Below are 19,105 nucleotides of genomic sequence, written 5' to 3' on the forward strand. Positions count from 1 at the left end.
GTTCGCGAAGCGCGCAAGGAGGGAATGCAGGCGGACCTGGCCTAGACGGCCCCGGCGTCCCTGAACATGTTCGCCAGGCGGACAAATCCGGCGATGTCGATTTCCTCGGCCCGGGACGTCGGTTTCAGGCCGGCCTGGATTATCAGGCTTTCCGCGTCCGGCGACAGCGCCTTGAGGCTCGCGCGGAGCATCTTGCGCCGCTGGCCGAAGGCGGCGGCGGTCAGTTTCTCCAGGGCTCTGAGGTTGCAGGGCAGGGGGGTGTCCCTGGGGGTGAGATGGACAACGGCGGACGTGACCTTGGGAGGCGGGATGAACGCCTTCGGACTGATGTCGAACAGGATCTCGCCATGGCAGCGCCAGCCGGCGAGCACCCCAAGCCGGCCATAGGCCTTCGAACCCGGTTCGGCGGTGATCCGTTCACCGACTTCCTTCTGGAACATCAGTGTCAGCGACGACCAGAACGGCGGCCAGTCCGCGGTGGTGATCCAGTTGATCAGGAGCTGGGTTCCGACATTATAGGGGAGGTTCGCCGCGATGCGGACCTTGCCGCCACCGGTGACGGCGACCGGATCGATCTGGAGCGCGTCCCCTTCGATCACGTCGAGCCTGCCGGGATAATACGCAGCGATCTCCGCCAGCGCCGGCAGGCACCTGGTGTCTTTTTCTATGGCGACGACCTTCTTGGCGCCCGCGGCCAGCAGCGCGCGGGTCAGCCCGCCGGGACCCGGACCGATTTCAAGCACGGTACAGTCCTGCAGGTTGCCGGCGGATCTTGCGATGCGCGATGTGAGATTGAGATCCAGCAGGAAATTCTGCCCGAGCGATTTCTTGGCGTTGAGGCCGTGCGCGGCAATCACGTCACGCAGCGGGGGCAGGTCGTCGATCTGGGCCATCCTTGCCGTTCCTGATGCCTTGGTTGGAGCTCGAGGTGCTCTGAAAGGTGAAATCCGCCGGTATTGGGAAGGTGATTTCGAAACCGGCCGTCTAGTACCGGTCCGGATTGCCGAGCACGTTGGCCATGCGCAAGGACGCCACGAAACTGTCGAGGCGCACGGCGCCCTTGCCCGCGAGCCCGTAGGCCGTGCCGTGATCCGGCGACGTGCGCACGAATGGCAGGCCCAGGGTGACATTCACGCTGTCGTCGAAGCCGATCGTCTTTGCCGGAACGAGCACCTGGTCGTGATACATCCCCAGCACACAGTCATATTGCGTGCGTGCCGCGGGATGGAACAGGGTGTCCGCCGGGTGCGGGCCGCTTACGACGTGTCCCGCGGCGCGCAGCCGTTCGATGGCCGGTTCGATCACATCGCGGTCTTCCGTGCCGATGGACCCGTTTTCCCCGGCATGGGGATTGAGGCCGCAGACGGCCAGTCTGGGGTTCGGATATCCGAACCTTTTTTTGAGATCCGCGATGGTTATCTCGGCGGTTTCGACGATCAGGTCGACCGTGACGGCTTCCGGCACCTGGCTCAGTGGAATGTGGATCGTGACCGGAACCACCATGAGCTCGGGACCGGCGATCATCATCACGGGCCTTGCCTGTGCATCGGGCCAGTATCTTTTGGCCAGCGCCCCGAGAAACTCGGTGTGGCCGGGAAAGGTGAAGCCCGCGTTGTAAAGCGCTGCCTTGTTGATGGGGCCGGTCACGACCGCGGTTGCCAGTCCCGCGTGGACATCGGCGACACAGCCTTCGATCGATGCGATCACCGAAGATGCGGTCTCGGGGCGCTCTTCGCCGGGCGTGTCGTCAAGGGCGGGGCCTGTCTGGACGAGCGGCAGCGCCTTGGCGAAAAGCCGCGCGGATTCGTCCGGGGTGGTGTTTTCGATCTTTGGATCAAGTCCGAGCTTGCGGGCACGCTCCCGGAACAGGGCCAAATCGCCCCGGACGTAAAAGGGGGGCAGTTTCAGGGATTTGCGATTGACCCATGCGAGCAGGGCAAGATCGGGACCGATCCCGGCGGGTTCCCCCATGCTGACCGCGAGCGGCTTTTGAAGCGCTCCCATGCCTGGTCAGCGGTAAATGATCGTGGCGCGGCGGCGCAGATCCATGAGGAAGCGGCGGGACTGGCTTTCGCCTTCCTTCGCGCGCAGTTCGTTTTCCAGTTCCGTGCGAACCGCGATGTCCGAGGCGATCTCCCGCTTGCCGCAGATCGCGATCATTTCGTAGCCGACCGGTGTCGTTGTGGGTTTGGTCAGCTTGCCCGGTTTCAGCGCGGCGATTTCCTTGCGCCTTTCCTCGGGGAGTTCCGTTTCCAGCCGGCGCCCGATCGGCTGCACCACGACTTCGCTGTATTTTCCGAGCACGCTGCCGGCATCGTCGCAGCCATCGAAGGTGGCGCGGATCTGGTTGCTCTCTCTCTTGCGCTTGGACTTGAAGCCGCCCGAAGAGTTCTTGGGAACGACGACGATGACCCGTTTCAGATCGTATTCGATCGATTTGAGCCGATCTTCCTCATCTGTCTTCTGCAAGGCCGCGATGATGTCGGATTCGTCCACATCGATCTGTCCGCTGAAACGCGCGCGCACCAGCCGGCTCCAGGCCAGTTGTGCCCTGAGCCGGGACTTGAGGGTGTCTGCCTTGACGCCACCGTTGCCGAGCGCCTTGGCAAGCTGGGACGGCGACATTTTCACATTGCGGGCGATCCCGCCAAAGGCATCGTCGACCTCGGACTGGCTGACTTCCATGCCGACCCGCTCGGCTTCGGCCAGCTTGATCTGGTCCTCAATGAGCTCTTCCTGCGCCTGCTTCCTGGCGATGGCGGCGGACTTGCGCTGGGTCAGGGTGATCAGCCGGGCGCGCTGATTGATATCGTAGTCGGTAATGGGCACCTCGTTGACGATGATCTTGATCGCCGCGTTTGCCGGAGCGGAAAACGGCGCGGCCAGGATCAGTGCAAGGCCAAAGAGAACCGGGACGAGACGAAGTCGCATAGAATAACCATCCGTACTGGCACGAGGCCAAATCGAAATTCGCGTTCAAGGCATGATATTTCGCATATCACGCGTGCAAATACAAAGTTTCCGCACATGTTGCCTTATTTCATGGCGGCATCATGACCTGGCCCTAATTGAGGGCGCCGCTGGAAACCTGTGTGTTGCCGATTGTTCTCAGGCCGACACGGAAATACAGCGTGCGATTGACGTCATCGCCGTCGTTGCGGCTGCGGTCTTCCGCATAGGTGACCGACAGCGAGAAGCCCTCGTCGTCATACCCGATGCCCACTCCGTCCTGAACGAAGTCGCTGTTTTCCAGATCGTAGCGCATCGACCCGAACACACGCCAGTTTTCCACCAGCCGCAGGCTTGCCGATCCGAGGAGTTCCTCGCGCGGATCGTCGATGCCGACATCCGGCTGGGCGTTCAGGAAAGCATAGGCGAGGGAGGACACCACCGGGCCGTAGATCGCGCTCGCCTGCGCCTGGACGCGGTTCAACGTGAAGTCTTCCTTGTCGAGCCGCGCCTGCGCGCCCAGTTTCACGCCATATTGCGTATCCAGGTAGAGGCTGCCGACATAGTCCGACAGATCGGTCTCCAGGCCGGAATCCTGGGTCGCGCCGAGTATGTCGGGAACAGCGTAGGAGTTCTCGCCGGCCAGATGGTAGGACCGGCCGAAAAGCCCGCTGAGGTAATAGCCGCTGTCGAGCTGGAGCTTGTAGTTCAGGCCGACGTTCAGCCGGGTGCCGCCTTCTGCCCGGTCGAAGCCCGAGAACTTGTCGGCATCGAACAGCGTTGTCGTGTCGAAAACGATGCTCTGGGCATCGTCGTTGGGCAACTCGCCGATCCGCTGCTCGTTCGAGCGGGCGACGATCTGGGCAACGGGCTCGAGGATCTGGTTGCCGCCGTCGAAGGTCGCGATGAACGGGTAGCGGTATTCCATGCCGATCGCCGGCATCGCCCGTCCGACGAAGCTTTCGCCGGTCAGGGCCGTTACGTCCGAATCGGGCGAGGCCAGGAAGAATAGGTCGCCGCGCATGTAGGCGAAGGGCGTGAAGGACTGACCGAGGGGATCGATGAAGGTGCGGCGCCAGTTGGCTTTCAGCGACAGCCGCGAGAACGTGCCATCGACGCCGCGGAATTTCGCCGTGGTCCCGCCGTCGATCGAGAAGGCATCCGTTTCATCCCGAGTCAATGACGTGAAATTCGCCGTCAGCGCGAGTTCGCCCGCAAGGACCGGGTCGGCGAACACGTAGTCGTAATCGATCACCGGCAGCACAAGCGGCTGCTTGTCCTGCAGCGAGCTGCCGACCGGAGAGAAGCCGTTGGCGTCGAAGGTGCTGTCGGTATAGTCCTCCTGGGAGATCTGGTAGGCATACGCCCGCACGGACAGGGAATTGCGGTCCGTCTTGCCCTGCAGGTAGATCTCGGAGGTCTCGCCGTTGTCACCGAAGGTGGTGAAGGAATAGTCGTTGAAGAACTGGCGGTCGCTCTTGTAGGTCACGTTCCAGCCGAGCGTCCAGTCTCGGGCGATGTTGAAGGACGCCTTGGAGTTGACGGCTCCGCGCCAGCGCTCATCGGCGCGGGACGTGGAGAACTGGTTCGGCTGCGCCTGGAAAAGGCCGGCAGCGGAAAAGCTGACCTGGCCGGCCGCGAATCTGTGCCGGTATTCCACATCACCGAACAGGCCCTGCTTGGTCAGCGGCGTCAGGGTCGTGGTCACGTCGTAATAGGGGCTGAGGGCCCAGTAATAGGGAACGGTCACCCCATAGCCGAGCTTGTCGTTGACGATGCCGCTCGGCATCAGGAAGCCGGACTTGCGCTTCACCGACGGGTCGGGCATCGACAGGTAGGGCAGAAAGGCGATCGGCTGTCCGTAGACCTCGAAGGCCGCATTCTCGAACCGGATGATCTTTTCCTGCTGATTGTGGATGATCTTCTCGGCCCGGACCCGCCAGAGCGGCGGCTTGTCCGGCGGAGTGGTCGGCTTGGTATAGACGGTGTAGACGCCGTTCTCGATAGAGGTGACATTGTTGCCCTCGCGCCGGGCCTGTTCCGCCAGGAAACGGGTGCGCTTGGTGGTGTCGATCTGCAGCGCGCGCGCGAAGCCTTCCGAGAAGTCCTCGGACAGGACCATCTCCTCGGTGCGAACGACGTTGCCGCTGCTCTCGATGAGTATGACGTTGCCGGCTGCCTTGAGCTGCTGGCTCTTGCGATCGAAAATGATCCGGTGTGCCTGGACGGTGTTGCCGTCGTAATAGACCTGGACATCGCCGGTCGCGACGATCAGGTCCCGGTCGAAGTCATAGGTGATTTCGCTGGCTTCCAGCAGCAGATCGGCGTTCGGATCCATCTGGTCCGCGAGCCCTGCGGCAAGATCCTGGGCGGCCGCGGGTGTGCCGAAGTCAAGGCAAAGGGTTGCCGCAATCGATAAAACGCTCGCGGCGGCCAGAAGTCTGCCTTTCTTGGCCCAAATCTCTGTGGTCAGGAAAACTGGAGAAGACACCGCCTTATCCGTCCTCCTGATGCAAGAGAATTGTCAAACCCATGAGTACTCCAAATATCCCAGGCGCCCATGCCGCCACCAGAGGCGGGACGATACCCGCGCCTCCAAAGTCCTTGGCAAGCTCGGTAAGAACGTAAAGCACGAACCCGGAAAGGATTCCACCCAGAATCATACTTCCCAATCCGCCAAACCTCGAAACCTTAAGGGAAACCGCCGCCGCGATCAAAATCATGGCGATGAGAAGCAACGGTCTGGCCAGCAAGGTCTGGTACTGCAAATTGTAGCGATAGGCGGGTAACCCTGCGTTCCTTGCCAGTTCGATGAAGCGGGGCAGCTTCCAGAACGAAATCGATTCGGGCGAGCCGATGCTTTCGCGAACTTCGGTGGCTGTCAGGTATGTGCTGACCTGGTAGCGCCCGTAAGTCTGTGGATCCTGCTCGGTGGTGTAGACGACCGCGTCGTCCAGGTACCAGATTTCGTCGCCAAGACGGCCTTCCGCCGCCTCGATGCGCTCGCGGAAGGTGCCGGTCTCGTCGAAGGTGAAGATGGTGACGCCGAGCAGCCGGGTGCCGCCCTCAAGCAGTTGCTTGGCAAGCAACACCGATTCGCCGTCCAGCCCGTCCTGCCTCACCCAGACATCGCTCGACGACTGCAGCAGAAAGCTCTGTTCGCTTCCGAACAGGCCGCTGGCGACCTCGTCGGACTTCTGCTGGAACCAGACCGCTGCAGGGTTGTAGAGCGTGACCGACAGGATGCCGAGCACAAGGCCGACCGTGATCGCCGGCAGCGAGAATTGCCAGATCGAGATGCCCGAGGCGCGCGCGACGACCAGTTCCAGCGCCCGGCTCAGGCTGACGAAGGCCGCGATCGAGCCGAAGAGAACCGTGAACGGGATCACCTGCTCCAGGAGCAGCGGCACACGCAACATGGATATCAGCGCCACGCGCAGCACCGAAAAGCCTTCGCGGTCGCCGCCGCGCCGGACCAGTTCCAGAACGTCGAAAAGAAATATCAGCACGGCGGCGAACAGGAACAGCCCCAGGATCGCCTTCAGGAAGCGTCCTGAGAAATACAGGGTGAGGGTGCGCCCGAGGATCATGCGGGCCCTCCGGTCTTGCGGCCGTTCAACCGGTCGCTCAGGGCGTCCATGCGCTCGTGGAGGGCAAGTTGTAGGTCACCCAGCCATTTGGGCTGGGCGCCGCTCTGTTCCCTGAAGATCGAGGCGAGCGCCAGGGCCGCTCCGGTCACGGGGACGACGTAGAGCAGGCTCAGGACGGCGGTGGAGCCGCCCGATACGGCGGTGACGCCGAAACCCGTCGTCCTGAGCAGGACGCAGGCGCAGATCGCCCCCAGCACCGCGAGACCGCGGCCCTGCCTGGTCGTGCGCGCCTTGCCGAGGAAGGCGAACACGATCAGCCCGAAGGACAGGCAGTAAAGTGGCTGGCTGATGCGCTCGTGCAGTTCCTGGGTGAGCTTTTCCCGGTTTTTCAGGGCGTAGGCATCATTTCGGCCGGGCGACAGAAGGTTGGCCGTGGTTCTCTCGCTCGCCTTGAACACGGGTTCTCCGGCCTCCGGAATGAGGTTGGAGAGGTCGAAGGCATAGGACTGGAAGCGCACGATCGAAATGTCGCCTTCCTTTTTCGTCCGCCTTTGAATGGTGCCGTTCTGCATGACCAGAAGGGTCCTGTCGGCGGTCTCGACGATCTGGCCTGTTTCCGCCTGGTAGGTGAAGGCGGTTTCCTCGTCCCGTGTGTCGTGAAGCAGAAGTCCGTCGAGCGTGCCCTTGCCGGACCGGTTGCGGATGTGGAACGTCAGGCCGTTTTCCACGGTCATGAACCGCCCGGGCTTGACGATGTTGGCAACCAGGTCGGCGCGCACCCGGGTGATCTCCGTGCGCAACTGGGCGAGCCCAGCTGGCGCGAAATAAAGGGACATGCTTGCGGTCACGAGCATGACGACAAAGGAGATCAACAGCACGGGCTTGAGAACCAGGAAGCGGGAACCGCCGCTGGCGTCGATCACGATGAGTTCGCTGTCACCCGAAAGGGCGCTGAGAACAAGGATCAGGGCGATCATGAGCGCGAAGGGGGCGACAATCACCACGAGAAACGGCAGCGCGAGCATGGTGATGCCGATAAACTGGACGATGGTCTGCCCCTTGGACGTGACAAGATCGAGCTGTCGCAGAGCCTGTGTCGCCCAGACCACGCCCGTCATCGCAGCAATCGTGAGGGTGAATGCATAGACGGACCGGCGGATGATGTAACGTTCAAGCGTTTTCATAAGCGTGCCGGTACATGTCCCTGCAATAATGACCTAAATCGGCCTAGCCTCGAATAACACGGAATGTGGTGAATGGCCCATGAATAAGAATGGTAAATATACATTAATTTTTGCCGCACTTGCCGAACTGCCGTTGAAACTTCATGATTTGCCAAGGAAAAATCGGACGCCGGGAAAGGCGGATCTCCGGCAGCGCTGCACTGGCGTGACAGGTCGCCAGCAGGCCTCACGGGCCGCGCTGCGCCATCTGGCAAGGCTGCCGGCGGCACCGGTTGCCCTGCAAAGGGCGCGCTGCGTGGTCGCTTCGATCTGTTGCATCCGGCCGCTCTGGTTTATGAGGGTGTGACCCAGACACTTCACAAGAACAACGGGAATGACGCATGACCAAACTGGCAAAACTCTCTTTTTCGAAGGCTTCGGCGCCAACCGGCGGCGTCGCGGTGATCCTGGCGGGCGAGGACCTCGCGCTGGGGCCGATTGCGGAGGAGGTTGCCTCCGGTCTCGAAGGCGGGCTGGCTCGGGCATCGAAGATCGCCGGGTTCTCCGGCAAGAAAAAGTCCAGCCTTGACCTCGTCGCTCCGGCCGGGGCCGCCCTCGACCGGTTGATCGTCTTCGGTCTCGGCAAGACAGCCGATTTGACCCGGGACGATTGGCGCGCGTTTGGCGGCGCCGTGTTCGCGGAACTGTCGACGGCGAAAGCGGCCGCCGCGACGGTGGTGCTTGAACTTCCGGACGGCTCCGTGCTTTCGGCAGAGGACGCCGCGGAATTCGCCATGGGCGCGAAACTGCGTGCCTATACGTTCGACACCTACAAGACGCCCGACAAGGACGCGGAAAAGGCGAAGGACCTGAAGCTGACCCTCGCCGTGACCGACACCAAGAGCGCCAAGAAGGCCTGGAGCGCGGCGGACGCGATCGCCGACGGCGTCATTCTGGCGCGGGATCTCGTGAACGCGCCGGCCAACGTGCTCGGCCCCGTGGAATTCGCCAGGAAGGCAAAGGATCTTGAGGCGCTCGGCGTCGAGGTCGAGATCCTCGGCGAGAAAGAGATGAAAAAGCTCAAGATGGCCGCGCTGCTCGGCGTGTCACAAGGGTCTCCCCGTCCGCCGCAACTCGCGGTCATGCGCTGGAACGGCGGCAAGAAAGGCGTGGCACCGGTCGCGCTCGTCGGCAAGGGCGTTGTGTTCGACACCGGCGGCATCTCGATCAAGCCCGCCGGCGGCATGGAGGACATGAAGGGAGACATGGGTGGGGCCGCCGCCGTCATCGGTGCCATGCATGCCATCGCGGGCCGCAAGGCCAAGGCCAATGTGATCGGCGTCATCGGACTGGTTGAAAACATGCCGGACGGCAATGCGCAGCGTCCGGGTGACATCGTCACCGCAATGTCCGGCACCACCATCGAGATCCTCAACACGGACGCCGAAGGCCGTCTGGTTCTGGCTGACGCGCTCTGGTACACGCAGGAAAAATACAAGCCGGCTCTCATGATCGATCTGGCCACGCTGACCGGCGCGGTGCTGGTGGCGCTCGGCAATCTGAACGCGGGCATGTATGCCAACGACGACGCGCTGGCGGACAAGTTGCTGGCGTCGGGCAAGGCAAGCGGCGAACCGGTGTGGCGCCTGCCGCTATCCCCGGAATACGACAAGATCATCGACACGCCGAACGCGGATGTGAAGAACACCGGCGGCCGCTGGGCCGGATCGATCACCGCCGCGCAATTCCTGCAGCGCTTCACCAACGATGTTCCCTGGGCGCATCTCGATATCGCCGGAACCGCTTTCGGAGCGCCGAAGGACGACATCTGCCAGAGCTGGGCGTCGGGTTATGGCGTCCGCCTCCTGAACCAGCTCGTCGCCGATCACTACGAAGGCTGACGCCTGCCCATCAAAAAGCCGGGGGCACCTTCAGGGCGCCTCCGGCTTGCGTCTGGATCTTGCGTTGCCGCTGTCCGGCGGAAGGTCAGGCGGCGTCGCGCTGGTGTTCGCCTTCCTTGATTTCCTCGACGATCTTGGCCACGAATGCGTCCAGGTCGTCCGGGGAGCGGCTCGTGATGATGCCGTTGGAAATCGCGACGTCCTTGTCGACGACGTTGGCACCGGCATTTTCAAGATCGGTGCGGATCGAATGGTAGGACGTCATCTCCCGGTCTTCCACGACACCGGCCTCGATCAGGAGCCAGGGCGCGTGGCAGATGGCCGCGACGATCTTGTCGTGGGTGACGAAGTCCCTGACCTTGGACACGGTGTCCTTGTCGGCGCGCAGGATGTCCGGGTTCATCTGTCCGCCGGGCAGGACCAGCGCGATATAGTCCTCGACGTTGACGTCGGAAATCTTGAGGTCCGCATCGACTTCCCGGCCCCAGTCCTTGTTGTCCCAGCCCCGGATCGCCTTGCCGTCAAGGGTTGCGACGTGAACGGTGGCGCCCTGTTCGCGCAGCTTGTTGAGCGGAACCTCCAGCTCGGACTGTTCGAAACCGCTGGTCGACATGATCAGAACTTTTGCTTCGGTAATCTTCGGCATGGATATTCTCCTGTTTGACCCCAGCACTTTCGGATCTTTCAGGTAAAACAGGCCGCTCTCGCAGCCGTTTTGGCCGGAGATATGCGACGCCGCCTTGCCTGATTGATCCTTCGGGGGGCAAACGGGAGGCGGGCAGGAGAGTTCCCTTGAAGACCGTGAAAATTTTCCGGCAGGAAACGCCTGAGAAATGGGCGGAATGCGGTTTGCGCTGCCGCAGGACATCCTTCGGGACCGGTGCTGCCTCGACGCTGCGGGCCCGAAGTCCGGATAGTCCCGGCAGGGGGGAAGGGCAGATGCGCAAAGAAAAACCCGCCGGACGGCGGGTCTTGAAACGTCACTTCAACTCAGGTGTCAGCAGGTCTTGTAAGCCTGGCAGGCAGTAGCGGGCTCGACCAAGAGACCCATTCCGACGGTGGCACCCGCGACGACAGCCACCAATGCAAAAAACACAACAACACGCGCAAGCATACACCAATTCCCCTTTTGAGCTGGGTCGGGAATACCGGTCACCAGCCAAATCAAATGATCCTTGGATCGTCCCCTGGATCGAACCCTAGTCAATCGACATTTTCGAAGGGTTAATGATACGAGTCTTTTGGCGTGTCCATCATAGGTTTGCCGTTAAGGGAAATTGAACGGGCCTGTGTTGCAGGGCTGCATCACTTTCCGTCCGGTCTTCGGACAATCGGCTCCGGTGAAGAGGGGAAACACGAATGAGGCGTTGCAACAGGAACCGGCATGAGCGTTGAAGTTGTCTTTTACCACCTTCTGCACAGACCGCTGGAATCGGCGCTGCCGCAGCTTCTGCAAAAGTGCCTGGAGCGCGACTGGAAGGTCGTGGTGCAGACCGGGACGCAGGAACGTTGCAACGCGCTGGACACGCACCTGTGGACCTTCAGCGATGACGGCTTTCTGCCCCACGGGACCAGCGCCGACGGCCATGCGGAACACCAGCCCATCTATCTGACACACGAGCAGGACAATCCGAACGAGGCCGACATCCGCTTTCTGGTGGACCGGGCCGCGCCGCCGCCGCTGGACGGTTACAAGCGTGCGATCTACATGTTCGACGGCACCGACGACACCGCCGTTCAGGAGGCCCGCCAGCGCTGGAAGGATGCCAAGGAGGCCGGATTCGACATTGCCTACTGGCAGCAGACAGAGGCCGGGGGCTGGGAACGCAAGGCCTGAAGCGTATTCACAACATGGTGGACAGGATGAAGAAACTGAAACTCTCCTCCGCGGACATGGTCGCCCGGGCCCGGGCCCGGATCGAGGAGGTCGAAACGGCGGATGCGATTGCGCTGGTGAACGACCCGGATGTGGTCTTTGTCGACATCCGCGACGTTCGCGAACGCCAGAAACTCGGGTTCATTCCCGGCAGCGTGCATTGCCCGCGCGGCATGATCGAGTTCTGGGTGGATCCGGAGAGCCCCTATTTCAAGGAGATCTTTGCCGAGGACAAGCGGTTCATCTTCCACTGTGCCTCCGGCTGGCGCTCCGCGCTGAGCGTGGCCACGCTTCAGGAGATGGGCTTTGAAGCCGCCCACCTGAAGGCCGGCTTCACGGACTGGCTCAAGTCGGACGGACCGGTGGAAATGCAGGCGCCGCGCTGATCAGCTCAGCCGTGCCAGCAGTTGCGGCACCTTGCCGATGTGATCCAACCGGTGGAAACGTGCGTGGCCGAGCGGCGCGTCGGCATCTTCGAGCGCCCATGTGATGTCATAGGGCACATGGGCCGCGAATGCGCCCGCGTCGAGCGCCGGCAGGATGTCGGATTTCACGGAATTGCCGATCATCAGGGCGTCCTCCGGCCCGGTGCCGTGGCGCGAAAACAGCGTCCGGTAGGTCCCGGCGGTCTTTTCCGAGACGATCTCGATCGCATCGAAACAGACATCGAGACCCGAGGCGGTGACTTTCCGCTCCTGATCGAACAGATCGCCCTTGGTGACCAGAACCAGCGTGTGGTCCTTGCCGACCGCTTTCAGTGTCTCTTCCACATGGGGCAGGGGCTCGACAGGATGATTGAGCATGTCCCGTCCGGCTTCGAGGATCTCGGCAATCACGTCGGCCGGCACCTGCCGGTCCGTGACCTCGATCGCGGTCTCGATCATCGACAGGGTAAAACCTTTCACGCCGTAGCCGTAATGCAGCACATTGCGCCGTTCCGCCGCCAGCAGGCGCTCGGAAAGATGGGCCTTGTCCGAAAAGTCGGCGAGCAGCAACGCGAACCGCTCTTCCGTCAGCCGGAACACGCGTTCGTTGTGCCAGAGCGTGTCGTCCGCGTCGAAACCGATCGTGGTGATCCCGGCCATCAGGAGGCTTCTTCAACTTCGGAAGACAGTTCCAGCCACTCTTCTTCCGTCTTGATCAGCTTCTTCTCGCAAAAGGCCCGTTCCTTGGCGAATTTGGTCGCGCGGCTCGGGTCGTAGGTGAAGAAGTCCGGATCGGCCAGGGCTTCGTCGAGCTTGGTGATCTTGTCCTGAAGCCGTGCCATTTCCTTTTCCGCCGCGGCGATTTTCTGCCTGACGGGTTTCAGTTGGCCGCGCTTCTGGGCGGCCTCCCGGCGCTTGATCGGGGCGGACTCCTTGGCCGCCTCCTCGGCGGCAGCCCTGTCACGCGCCTTCTGGGCGGCCTCGGGACCCTGCAGGATCAGCCGCCGGTAGTCCTCCATGTCGCCGTCATAGGCACCGACCCTGCCGTCCGCAACCAGCCAGAGCTGGTCGGCGCAGGCCTCGACAAGATGCCTGTCGTGGCTGATCAGGACCACGGCGCCCTGGAACTCGTTCAGCGCCATCACCAGCGCCTCGCGGCTGTCGATGTCCAGATGGTTGGTCGGCTCATCAAGGATCAGCAGATGCGGTCCGTCGAAGGTGGCCAGGCCCAGAAGAAGGCGGGCCTTCTCGCCGCCCGACAGATCCTTTGCCGGCGTGCTCATGCGGTCGGTGGGCAGGCCGAAGCGCGCCACCCGCGCGCGCACCTTGGCTTCGGGTGCGTCCGGCATCAGCGCGCGCACATGGGCCACGGCGCTTTCGGCCGGTTTCAGCTCGTCCAGTTGGTGCTGCGCGAAAAACGCGATCTTCAGTTTCGATGCCTTGGTGATCTCGCCGTCCATGGCGCCCAGCCGGCCGGAAATCAGCTTGGCGAAGGTCGACTTGCCGTTGCCGTTGGCGCCGAGCAGGGCGATCCGGTCGTCGGTGTCGATGTTCAGCGTCAGGCCGGACAGGATCCTGGTGTCGCCATACCCGGTGGCAACGTTTTCAAGCTTGATGATCGGCGGGGCCAGCTGGGACACGGGATCCGGAAAGTGGATCGGCTTGCTGCTGTCTTCCGTCAGTGCCGAGATCGGCTGCATCTTTTCCAGCATCTTGAGACGCGACTGAGCCTGCCTGGCCTTGCTGGCCTTGTAGCGGAATCGGTCGACGAATGCCTGCATGTGCTTGCGCTGGACGTCCTGTTTTTCCTTGGCCTTTTCGGCAAGCACCAGCGCTTCGCGCCGTTGCCGGTCGAAACTGTCGTAGCCGCCGGAATAATAGGTCAGTTTGCCGCCCTCGAGATGCACGATGCTGTCGACGGCCTTGTTGAGAAGGTCGCGGTCGTGGGAGATCAGCAGCACCTGGTGCGGATAGCGGGAGACATAGTTCTCCAGCCAGAGCGTGCCTTCCAGATCCAGATAGTTGGTCGGCTCGTCGAGCAGCAGAAGGTCGGGCTCGGAAAACAGCACCGCCGCCAGGGCGACGCGCATGCGCCAGCCGCCCGAAAACGATCCGCACGGCCGCTGCTGGGCGGCGGCATCGAAGCCGAGCCCGGACAGGATCGCTCCGGCCCGGGCTTCCGCCGTATGGGCGTCGATGTCGGCGAGCCGCATGTGAATTTCGGCGATCCGGTTCGGATCGGTTGCCGTCTCCGCGTCGGCAAGCAACTGGCTGCGTTCCTTGTCCGCCGCCAGCACCACCTCCATCAGGGTGTCATCGGTGCCGGGTGCCTCCTGGGCAACCTGGCCGATGCGCGCGCGTTTGGGGATCTGGGTGGAGCCGGTCTCCGTCGACAGGTCGCCGGTGATGATCTTGAACAGCGTCGACTTGCCGGCACCATTGCGCCCCACCAGCCCGGTTTTGGCCTTGCCGGGCAGCGTGATGCTGGCTTTGTCGATCAGGAGCCGGTCTCCGATCCGATATGTCAGGTCCGTGATTTGCAACATGGCCGGGATGTTTGGCTGAGCGACCCGAAGGATGCAAGCGGAAAGCGGCCTGTTTCGCGATCCGGCGGCGGGCTGTGGCATCGCTGCACCGATTGCCCGCCGCAGACGTGTCAGGGAGCCGTGAAGCGCAGGATCTCCGCCAGGATACGGTCATGCTGTTTCACACGCTCCGCTGTCCCCTTGATGCAGATAATCTCGTCTCCCGGCTCGTGTTCCGCCAGAATTGCAAAGCCGCCGGGTTTGCATACGCCCATGAAATCGAAATGCCCTGCATCTTCCAGTTCAACGTGCCGGACCCTGTCCTGCGGCAGAGCCGCTGCGAGCGCGCGGGATTCGACATCCTGGTTCAGCATGTCTGCCCGCTGCGAACCGAGCACGAGAACGGGGATGTCGACCGCCGCGAGACTGGCTCTGGACAAGACGGGTGTTCCGCCAAGGTCGAGACTGATGGCGCCTGCAAGACGGGCATCCTTGCGCGGCCTGGCCATTTCCTTCCGGTCGGCGTCTGTCTCCGCGACGGACCATCCGGCCAGCACGTCGCACGCAATCGGCAGGTGATCGCCCGAACAGACCGACGCGTGGCGTTCCGGATCGAATTCGGCCCCGGCCAGAAGCATGACCGTAAAGCCGCCGAGCGAATGTCCGGCCGCGTATATGCGCGCCGGGTCGATCCGGTCCCTGTAGTCGCTGTCACCGATCAGAAAGTTGATCAGACGGGACACGTCGACGGGCCGGTCCCAGAGTTCGCGGGCCTGGTCCGGATCGCGCAGAAACGAACTGGTGCCGGGATGGTTGACCATGGCCACGATGTAGCCGCGCCTGGCAAGAGCCGACCCGAGCCAGGCCTGATTTTGGGTGTTGCCATACATGCCGTGCGACACGACGACGAGGGGAAAGGTGCCTTCGGCGGGACGGCCGCCCGGATCCGCGAGCGCCAATTGCCAGACCTTGCTCTTGTCCGCCCGGACGGCAATGTCCGGTGTTCCGGTCGGATACCAGATGTCACCGGAAAGGAGCCGGTCGGTGCGTGCGTCGGCGACCGTCAGCTTCGCGGCGCCGGGACCGTAGGGCAGGGCCGCCTCGTCCGCGGCGTGCAATGCCGTCGCCGGCAATGCGGCGCAGGCAAGCAGGGCAATGGCCCGCAGCCGGTTGCCGGCACGAAAGATTGGAATGGACATGTGACCTCCGATGACGTTTTTCCGATGTCCATGAAATGATCCGCGCCTGAGCGGTTGACAATCGCCCGGACGGCAATGTCCTGTCCTCGAACGTGATAAAGGACAGGATACACTTGGTGCACATACCCCCGGGCCCGCGATGATCAGCATTCCGGTATCTTTTCTGCTCGCCGCCGCCTTTCTCGGGCTTGGCCTGTCAACGCTGTTCTGGAAGTCGGTGCCGATTGTCTCCAGGCTCATGTTTCTGGGCCTGTTCTTGCTGATTGCATTGGAAGCTGTTCTGGTGGGCGTACGGTTTGCCTATGGCAATTTTGCCTTTGTGGCCGTGCAAAGAGCCCTGCCGGTCTGGATAGCCCCTGCCGCTTATCTCGCCTTTTGTTCCCTTGCCGAGCCGCCGGCGAAACTTGGCCGAAGGGTCGGTTTCAATGGTCTTGCAGCCATTTTGGTCACGCTGGCGATGTACTTGCGCGTGCCCGTTGACGGCTACGCCGACGGACTGATCGCGGCCAGTTTTATCGTGTACACGGTGACCCTCGTCCGGCTCTGGAGGGACGGCCCGGACAGGTTTTCGCAGGCGCCGACGGAGCTGGGAAGCAACCTGCATCGATTGCTGCTGGCGGCGATCCTGTTGATGGTCGCCACGCTGCTCCTGGACGGGGTGATCGCCTATCTGTTCACGCAGGATCGGCGCGATACCGCCGCAACCGCTATCTCGCTTGCCAGCTTGCTGTTTCTGGCTTCTGCCCTGGTGCTCGCCGTCATATCCACACACCTTCGCCGGTCTGCGCCGCGCGGCGCAGGAGACACAGGAAACCGCGAGGAGGCTTCGGGCCTTGTGGCTGCCGCCAGAACACTTCTGGACGAGCAGGGCCTTTACCGGGACCAGGGTTTGACGCTGACCCGGCTGGCACGCAGGGTCGGCGTCCCCGACCGGGATCTGTCGCGGGCCATCAACGCGGTCACGGGCATGAATGTCAGCCAGTTTGTCAATCAGGTGCGGCTGGAAGCGGCGGCCAGGCAGCTTGAATCGACCGACGACCCGGTAACCCGGATCCAGGAGCGCGCCGGATTCCTGACCCGCTCGAATTTCTACAGGGAATTCCAGCGGGTCTATGGCGAAACGCCGGGAAACTACCGCAAGAAGCTCACTGGTCTGCGGGAGCATCCTCGGGAAGACTGAGATAGATGTCGGCGAAACCGCCCAGAAGTTCATGGCACAGGATGACCTCCCGAATCTCCGGATCCCAGAAGGCATTCTCCACGCCGCAGGCGGCCACGCGGAAAGTCACGTTTTCGGGCAAGTCGTAGAATGTGTCGATTTCCTCCGCGACCAGTTCAACCAGCTCGGATTCCCGGAGAAAGACGCCCAGAGACTTCATGCCGTCCGGCGCGGGTTCATGGACGATCGATATCCGGCCGCCGGGGGTGCCGTCTTCGCGCACATGGGGATCGGTCACGAATTCCCAGGAGTCGGCCGCCTGATCATAGTCCAGCCCGCAGGTCTCGATGCGCTCGTCCGGCAGGTCCAGATCGCGCGCGAGGTCGAGAAAGGCGTCCTCGTCGGCGCCGACCATGAGGCAGAGCATGGCGAAGCCGCGCTGCTGGTCGAGATCGTGCTCGTCATAGAACACGAGATCGTCGTAGTCCTCTTCGGCGATCAGGAACCAGCCGATCATGGCCTGGGTGAGGAAGACGTCCATGTCCTCGGTGTCGGCACCGAGCATGGCGACCGTCGCCAGGTTGTCGACCGCGTCTTCCTCCTGGGCCAGCACCGGCAGAGCGAGTTCGGAGATCAGCATGTGTCCGCTCTCGTGGTAGAGCGTGAACAGCGCGTTGCCCGCGACAAAAACAAACAGTTGCTGCCTGGCTTCCGGCGTCAGCTCCGCGATCTCCGCGTCAAGAGACGGCAAATGCGCCTGGTGCCCGCTTTCCGCGCCGTCCGCCGGACTTGCGGGCGTGGCGGCAATCACCAGGACGCAAGCGGCTGCTGCGTGAAAAAGCGCCGGCAACAGCGCAAACAGGTTGGGCATGGTCTCCCCCGGGAGCGGATGTCGGGCGGAAGGCGCCTGGTCCTTTCACCTCGTTGGCAAACAAGAATATGCGCGGCCAGCACGGTTTGCCAGCGCGATATCGGCCGCGTTGCGCCCCGCCGACATCAAATTGTCATCAGTGCGCCCCCTTGCAGGTCAGACAGTGCCCCGGTATGAAGGCCGCGAAATTGCGAAATTACGGGACCGGCAATCCGCCGGCCCGATCTGAAACGAGAAAGATGAAACCATGGCGATTGAACGCACGTTTTCCATGATCAAGCCGGACGCCACCAAACGCAACCTGACCGGCGCCATCACCGCCAAGCTGGAAGAAGCCGGCCTGCGCGTGGTTGCCTCCCGGCGCGTGTGGATGTCCCTGCGCGAAGCGGAAACATTCTATGCCGTTCACAAGGACCGTCCGTTCTTCGGCGAACTCACCGAATTCATGAGCTCGGCTCCGACAGTCGTTCAGGTTCTGGAAGGCGAAGATGCCATCGCCAAGAACCGTGACGTCATGGGCGCCACCAATCCGGCGGAAGCGGCCGAAGGCACCATCCGCAAGGAATTCGCCCTTTCGATCGGCGAAAACTCCGTTCACGGCTCCGATGCACCGGAAACCGCTGCCGAGGAAATCGCTTTCTGGTTCTCCGGCACCGAACTCGTCGGCTGAGCCTGACATCAGGAAGACGATCGAAAGCCGGTCCTTCGGGGCCGGCTTTTTCTTTTCCCCAAGGTCCACCTGACAGATCCCGTTACACTTTGGCGCGGACGGGTGAAGGCGCCATCTCGCGATCCCGGGCATCGCGGGGCAGTCCGGCCTGCGTGGTTTCACGCACTTTTTTCATATCAAAAACATTCTATATTTCGAATACATGAAATAATGGAGTGTTGTCATGAGGAAGTTGATCGCGCCGACTGCAGTCTTGCTGGTTCTGGAATACTCTGTTGCCCTTGCGAGCCCGGGGCCGGGTGCGCATTTTATTGAAAACTGGGATCTTGACGGCAACGGCCAGGTGACCGTGGAGGAAGCACGTGAACGCCGCAGCGATGTGTTCGCCAGTTTTGATGCCAATGAGGACGACTTTCTGGACGCCGAGGAATACGAACTCTTCGATGAAGCCCGCGCCCTGGACCAGGCGGAAAACGAACCGCAGGGGCACGGTCGGGGGCAGGGCCTGGGGCAGGGTCGGGGAAATCGCAATCCCGCCAACGGCATGCGGTTGGAAGTCAATGACAACGACGGTGACGGCAAGGTTTCGAAGACCGAATTTCTGGGCAATGCGGATGCATGGATCGAGATGATCGATCGCAACGGCGACGGCGTCGTCACCCGGGCGGATTTCGGGCCACGCAAAGGCCAGTAACGCAGCAGCCTTCGGCGAAATGCGGTCAACTGTCTTGACAGTCCCTTGCTGTGCGGGAAGGTTGCCGGGCTCCAGATCCCGAA

The 19,105-nt window shown here is 62.4% G+C and carries 18 protein-coding genes; 7 read left to right on the forward strand and 11 right to left on the reverse strand.

All coding sequences use genetic code 11. The features are described from left to right. Positions 1–41: 41 nt before the first annotated feature. The 6 genes from rsmA to lptF all read right to left on the reverse strand — a co-directional run bounded on the left by rsmA (position 42) and on the right by lptF (position 7,723). The gene (gene rsmA, locus WNZ15_RS17130) at positions 42–893 is read right to left on the reverse strand and encodes a 16S rRNA (adenine(1518)-N(6)/adenine(1519)-N(6))-dimethyltransferase RsmA (RefSeq protein ID WP_342894210.1); all 852 of its coding nucleotides are present in this window, start codon (positions 891–893) and stop codon (positions 42–44) included. A 91-nt stretch (positions 894–984) separates the two neighbouring features. Then, entirely contained in the window at positions 985–2,004 is a 1,020-nt protein-coding gene (pdxA, locus tag WNZ15_RS17135; protein ID WP_342894211.1) for a 4-hydroxythreonine-4-phosphate dehydrogenase PdxA, read from the reverse strand. 6 nt (positions 2,005–2,010) lie between these two features. Then, complete coding sequence (locus WNZ15_RS17140; protein ID WP_342894212.1) at positions 2,011–2,931, reverse strand: peptidylprolyl isomerase; 921 nt, start codon at positions 2,929–2,931, stop codon at positions 2,011–2,013. A 133-nt stretch (positions 2,932–3,064) separates the two neighbouring features. Continuing rightward, positions 3,065–5,440, reverse strand: coding sequence for an LPS-assembly protein LptD (locus WNZ15_RS17145; RefSeq protein ID WP_342894213.1), 2,376 nt, complete (start codon positions 5,438–5,440; stop codon positions 3,065–3,067). A gap of 4 nt (positions 5,441–5,444) precedes the next feature. Then, a complete protein-coding gene (gene lptG / locus WNZ15_RS17150; protein WP_342894214.1) occupies positions 5,445–6,539 on the reverse strand; it encodes an LPS export ABC transporter permease LptG in 1,095 nt (364 codons plus the stop codon). Beyond that, positions 6,536–7,723 carry an LPS export ABC transporter permease LptF gene (gene lptF, locus WNZ15_RS17155; RefSeq protein WP_342894215.1) on the reverse strand — a complete coding sequence of 396 codons (1,188 nt, stop codon included), beginning with the start codon at positions 7,721–7,723 and terminating at the stop codon, positions 6,536–6,538. Before lptF ends, lptG begins: the two co-directional genes overlap by 4 nt. A gap of 79 nt (positions 7,724–7,802) precedes the next feature. Between lptF and WNZ15_RS17160 the strand changes: the two genes are divergently transcribed. Both WNZ15_RS17160 and WNZ15_RS17165 read left to right on the forward strand, forming a co-directional pair. Further along, positions 7,803–8,069, forward strand: coding sequence for a hypothetical protein (locus tag WNZ15_RS17160; RefSeq protein ID WP_342894216.1), 267 nt, complete (start codon positions 7,803–7,805; stop codon positions 8,067–8,069). Positions 8,070–8,103: 34 nt separating this feature from the next. After that, positions 8,104–9,603: a leucyl aminopeptidase gene (locus tag WNZ15_RS17165; RefSeq protein WP_342894217.1), complete on the forward strand. Its 1,500-nt coding sequence runs from the start codon at positions 8,104–8,106 to the stop codon at positions 9,601–9,603. Positions 9,604–9,688: 85 nt separating this feature from the next. On the opposite strand, the gene WNZ15_RS17170 is transcribed toward WNZ15_RS17165, so the two are convergent. Beyond that, the gene (locus WNZ15_RS17170; RefSeq protein WP_342894218.1) at positions 9,689–10,249 is read right to left on the reverse strand and encodes a type 1 glutamine amidotransferase domain-containing protein; all 561 of its coding nucleotides are present in this window, start codon (positions 10,247–10,249) and stop codon (positions 9,689–9,691) included. A gap of 738 nt (positions 10,250–10,987) precedes the next feature. Here WNZ15_RS17170 and WNZ15_RS17175 point away from each other — a divergent pair. Further along, on the forward strand, positions 10,988–11,440 hold the full coding sequence (locus tag WNZ15_RS17175; RefSeq protein ID WP_342894219.1) for a DNA polymerase III subunit chi: 453 nt from the start codon (positions 10,988–10,990) through the stop codon (positions 11,438–11,440). A gap of 26 nt (positions 11,441–11,466) precedes the next feature. Beyond that, a complete protein-coding gene (locus WNZ15_RS17180; RefSeq protein ID WP_342894220.1) occupies positions 11,467–11,865 on the forward strand; it encodes a rhodanese-like domain-containing protein in 399 nt (132 codons plus the stop codon). Here WNZ15_RS17180 and WNZ15_RS17185 read toward each other — a convergent pair whose 3' ends face one another. The 3 genes from WNZ15_RS17185 to WNZ15_RS17195 all read right to left on the reverse strand — a co-directional run bounded on the left by WNZ15_RS17185 (position 11,866) and on the right by WNZ15_RS17195 (position 15,628). Further along, the gene (locus tag WNZ15_RS17185; RefSeq protein ID WP_342894221.1) at positions 11,866–12,564 is read right to left on the reverse strand and encodes an HAD family hydrolase; all 699 of its coding nucleotides are present in this window, start codon (positions 12,562–12,564) and stop codon (positions 11,866–11,868) included. It abuts the gene before it with no gap. Next, positions 12,564–14,450: an ABC-F family ATP-binding cassette domain-containing protein gene (locus tag WNZ15_RS17190; RefSeq protein ID WP_342894222.1), complete on the reverse strand. Its 1,887-nt coding sequence runs from the start codon at positions 14,448–14,450 to the stop codon at positions 12,564–12,566. Before WNZ15_RS17190 ends, WNZ15_RS17185 begins: the two co-directional genes overlap by 1 nt. A gap of 110 nt (positions 14,451–14,560) precedes the next feature. Continuing rightward, a complete protein-coding gene (locus WNZ15_RS17195) occupies positions 14,561–15,628 on the reverse strand; it encodes an alpha/beta fold hydrolase (protein WP_342894223.1) in 1,068 nt (355 codons plus the stop codon). 139 nt (positions 15,629–15,767) lie between these two features. Here WNZ15_RS17195 and WNZ15_RS17200 point away from each other — a divergent pair, with 139 nt between their 5' ends. Continuing rightward, positions 15,768–16,808 (forward strand): AraC family transcriptional regulator, encoded by a 1,041-nt coding sequence (locus tag WNZ15_RS17200; RefSeq protein ID WP_342894224.1) that lies wholly within the window; start codon positions 15,768–15,770, stop codon positions 16,806–16,808. Here the strand turns inward: WNZ15_RS17200 and WNZ15_RS17205 are convergent. After that, a complete protein-coding gene (locus WNZ15_RS17205; RefSeq protein ID WP_342894225.1) occupies positions 16,774–17,658 on the reverse strand; it encodes a DUF4344 domain-containing metallopeptidase in 885 nt (294 codons plus the stop codon). The two genes, WNZ15_RS17200 and WNZ15_RS17205, sit on opposite strands and share 35 nt — an antisense overlap. A 247-nt stretch (positions 17,659–17,905) precedes the next feature. Between WNZ15_RS17205 and ndk the strand changes: the two genes are divergently transcribed. Both ndk and WNZ15_RS17215 read left to right on the forward strand, forming a co-directional pair. Continuing rightward, positions 17,906–18,328, forward strand: a complete 423-nt coding sequence (gene ndk / locus WNZ15_RS17210; RefSeq protein WP_342894226.1) for a nucleoside-diphosphate kinase — start codon at positions 17,906–17,908, stop codon at positions 18,326–18,328. Between the two features lie 223 nt (positions 18,329–18,551). Beyond that, entirely contained in the window at positions 18,552–19,022 is a 471-nt protein-coding gene (locus WNZ15_RS17215) for an EF-hand domain-containing protein (RefSeq protein WP_342894227.1), read from the forward strand. Positions 19,023–19,105: the final 83 nt, after the last annotated feature.

The organism is Roseibium sp. AS2, assembly GCF_038900065.1.
GTDB lineage: Bacteria > Pseudomonadota > Alphaproteobacteria > Rhizobiales > Stappiaceae > Roseibium.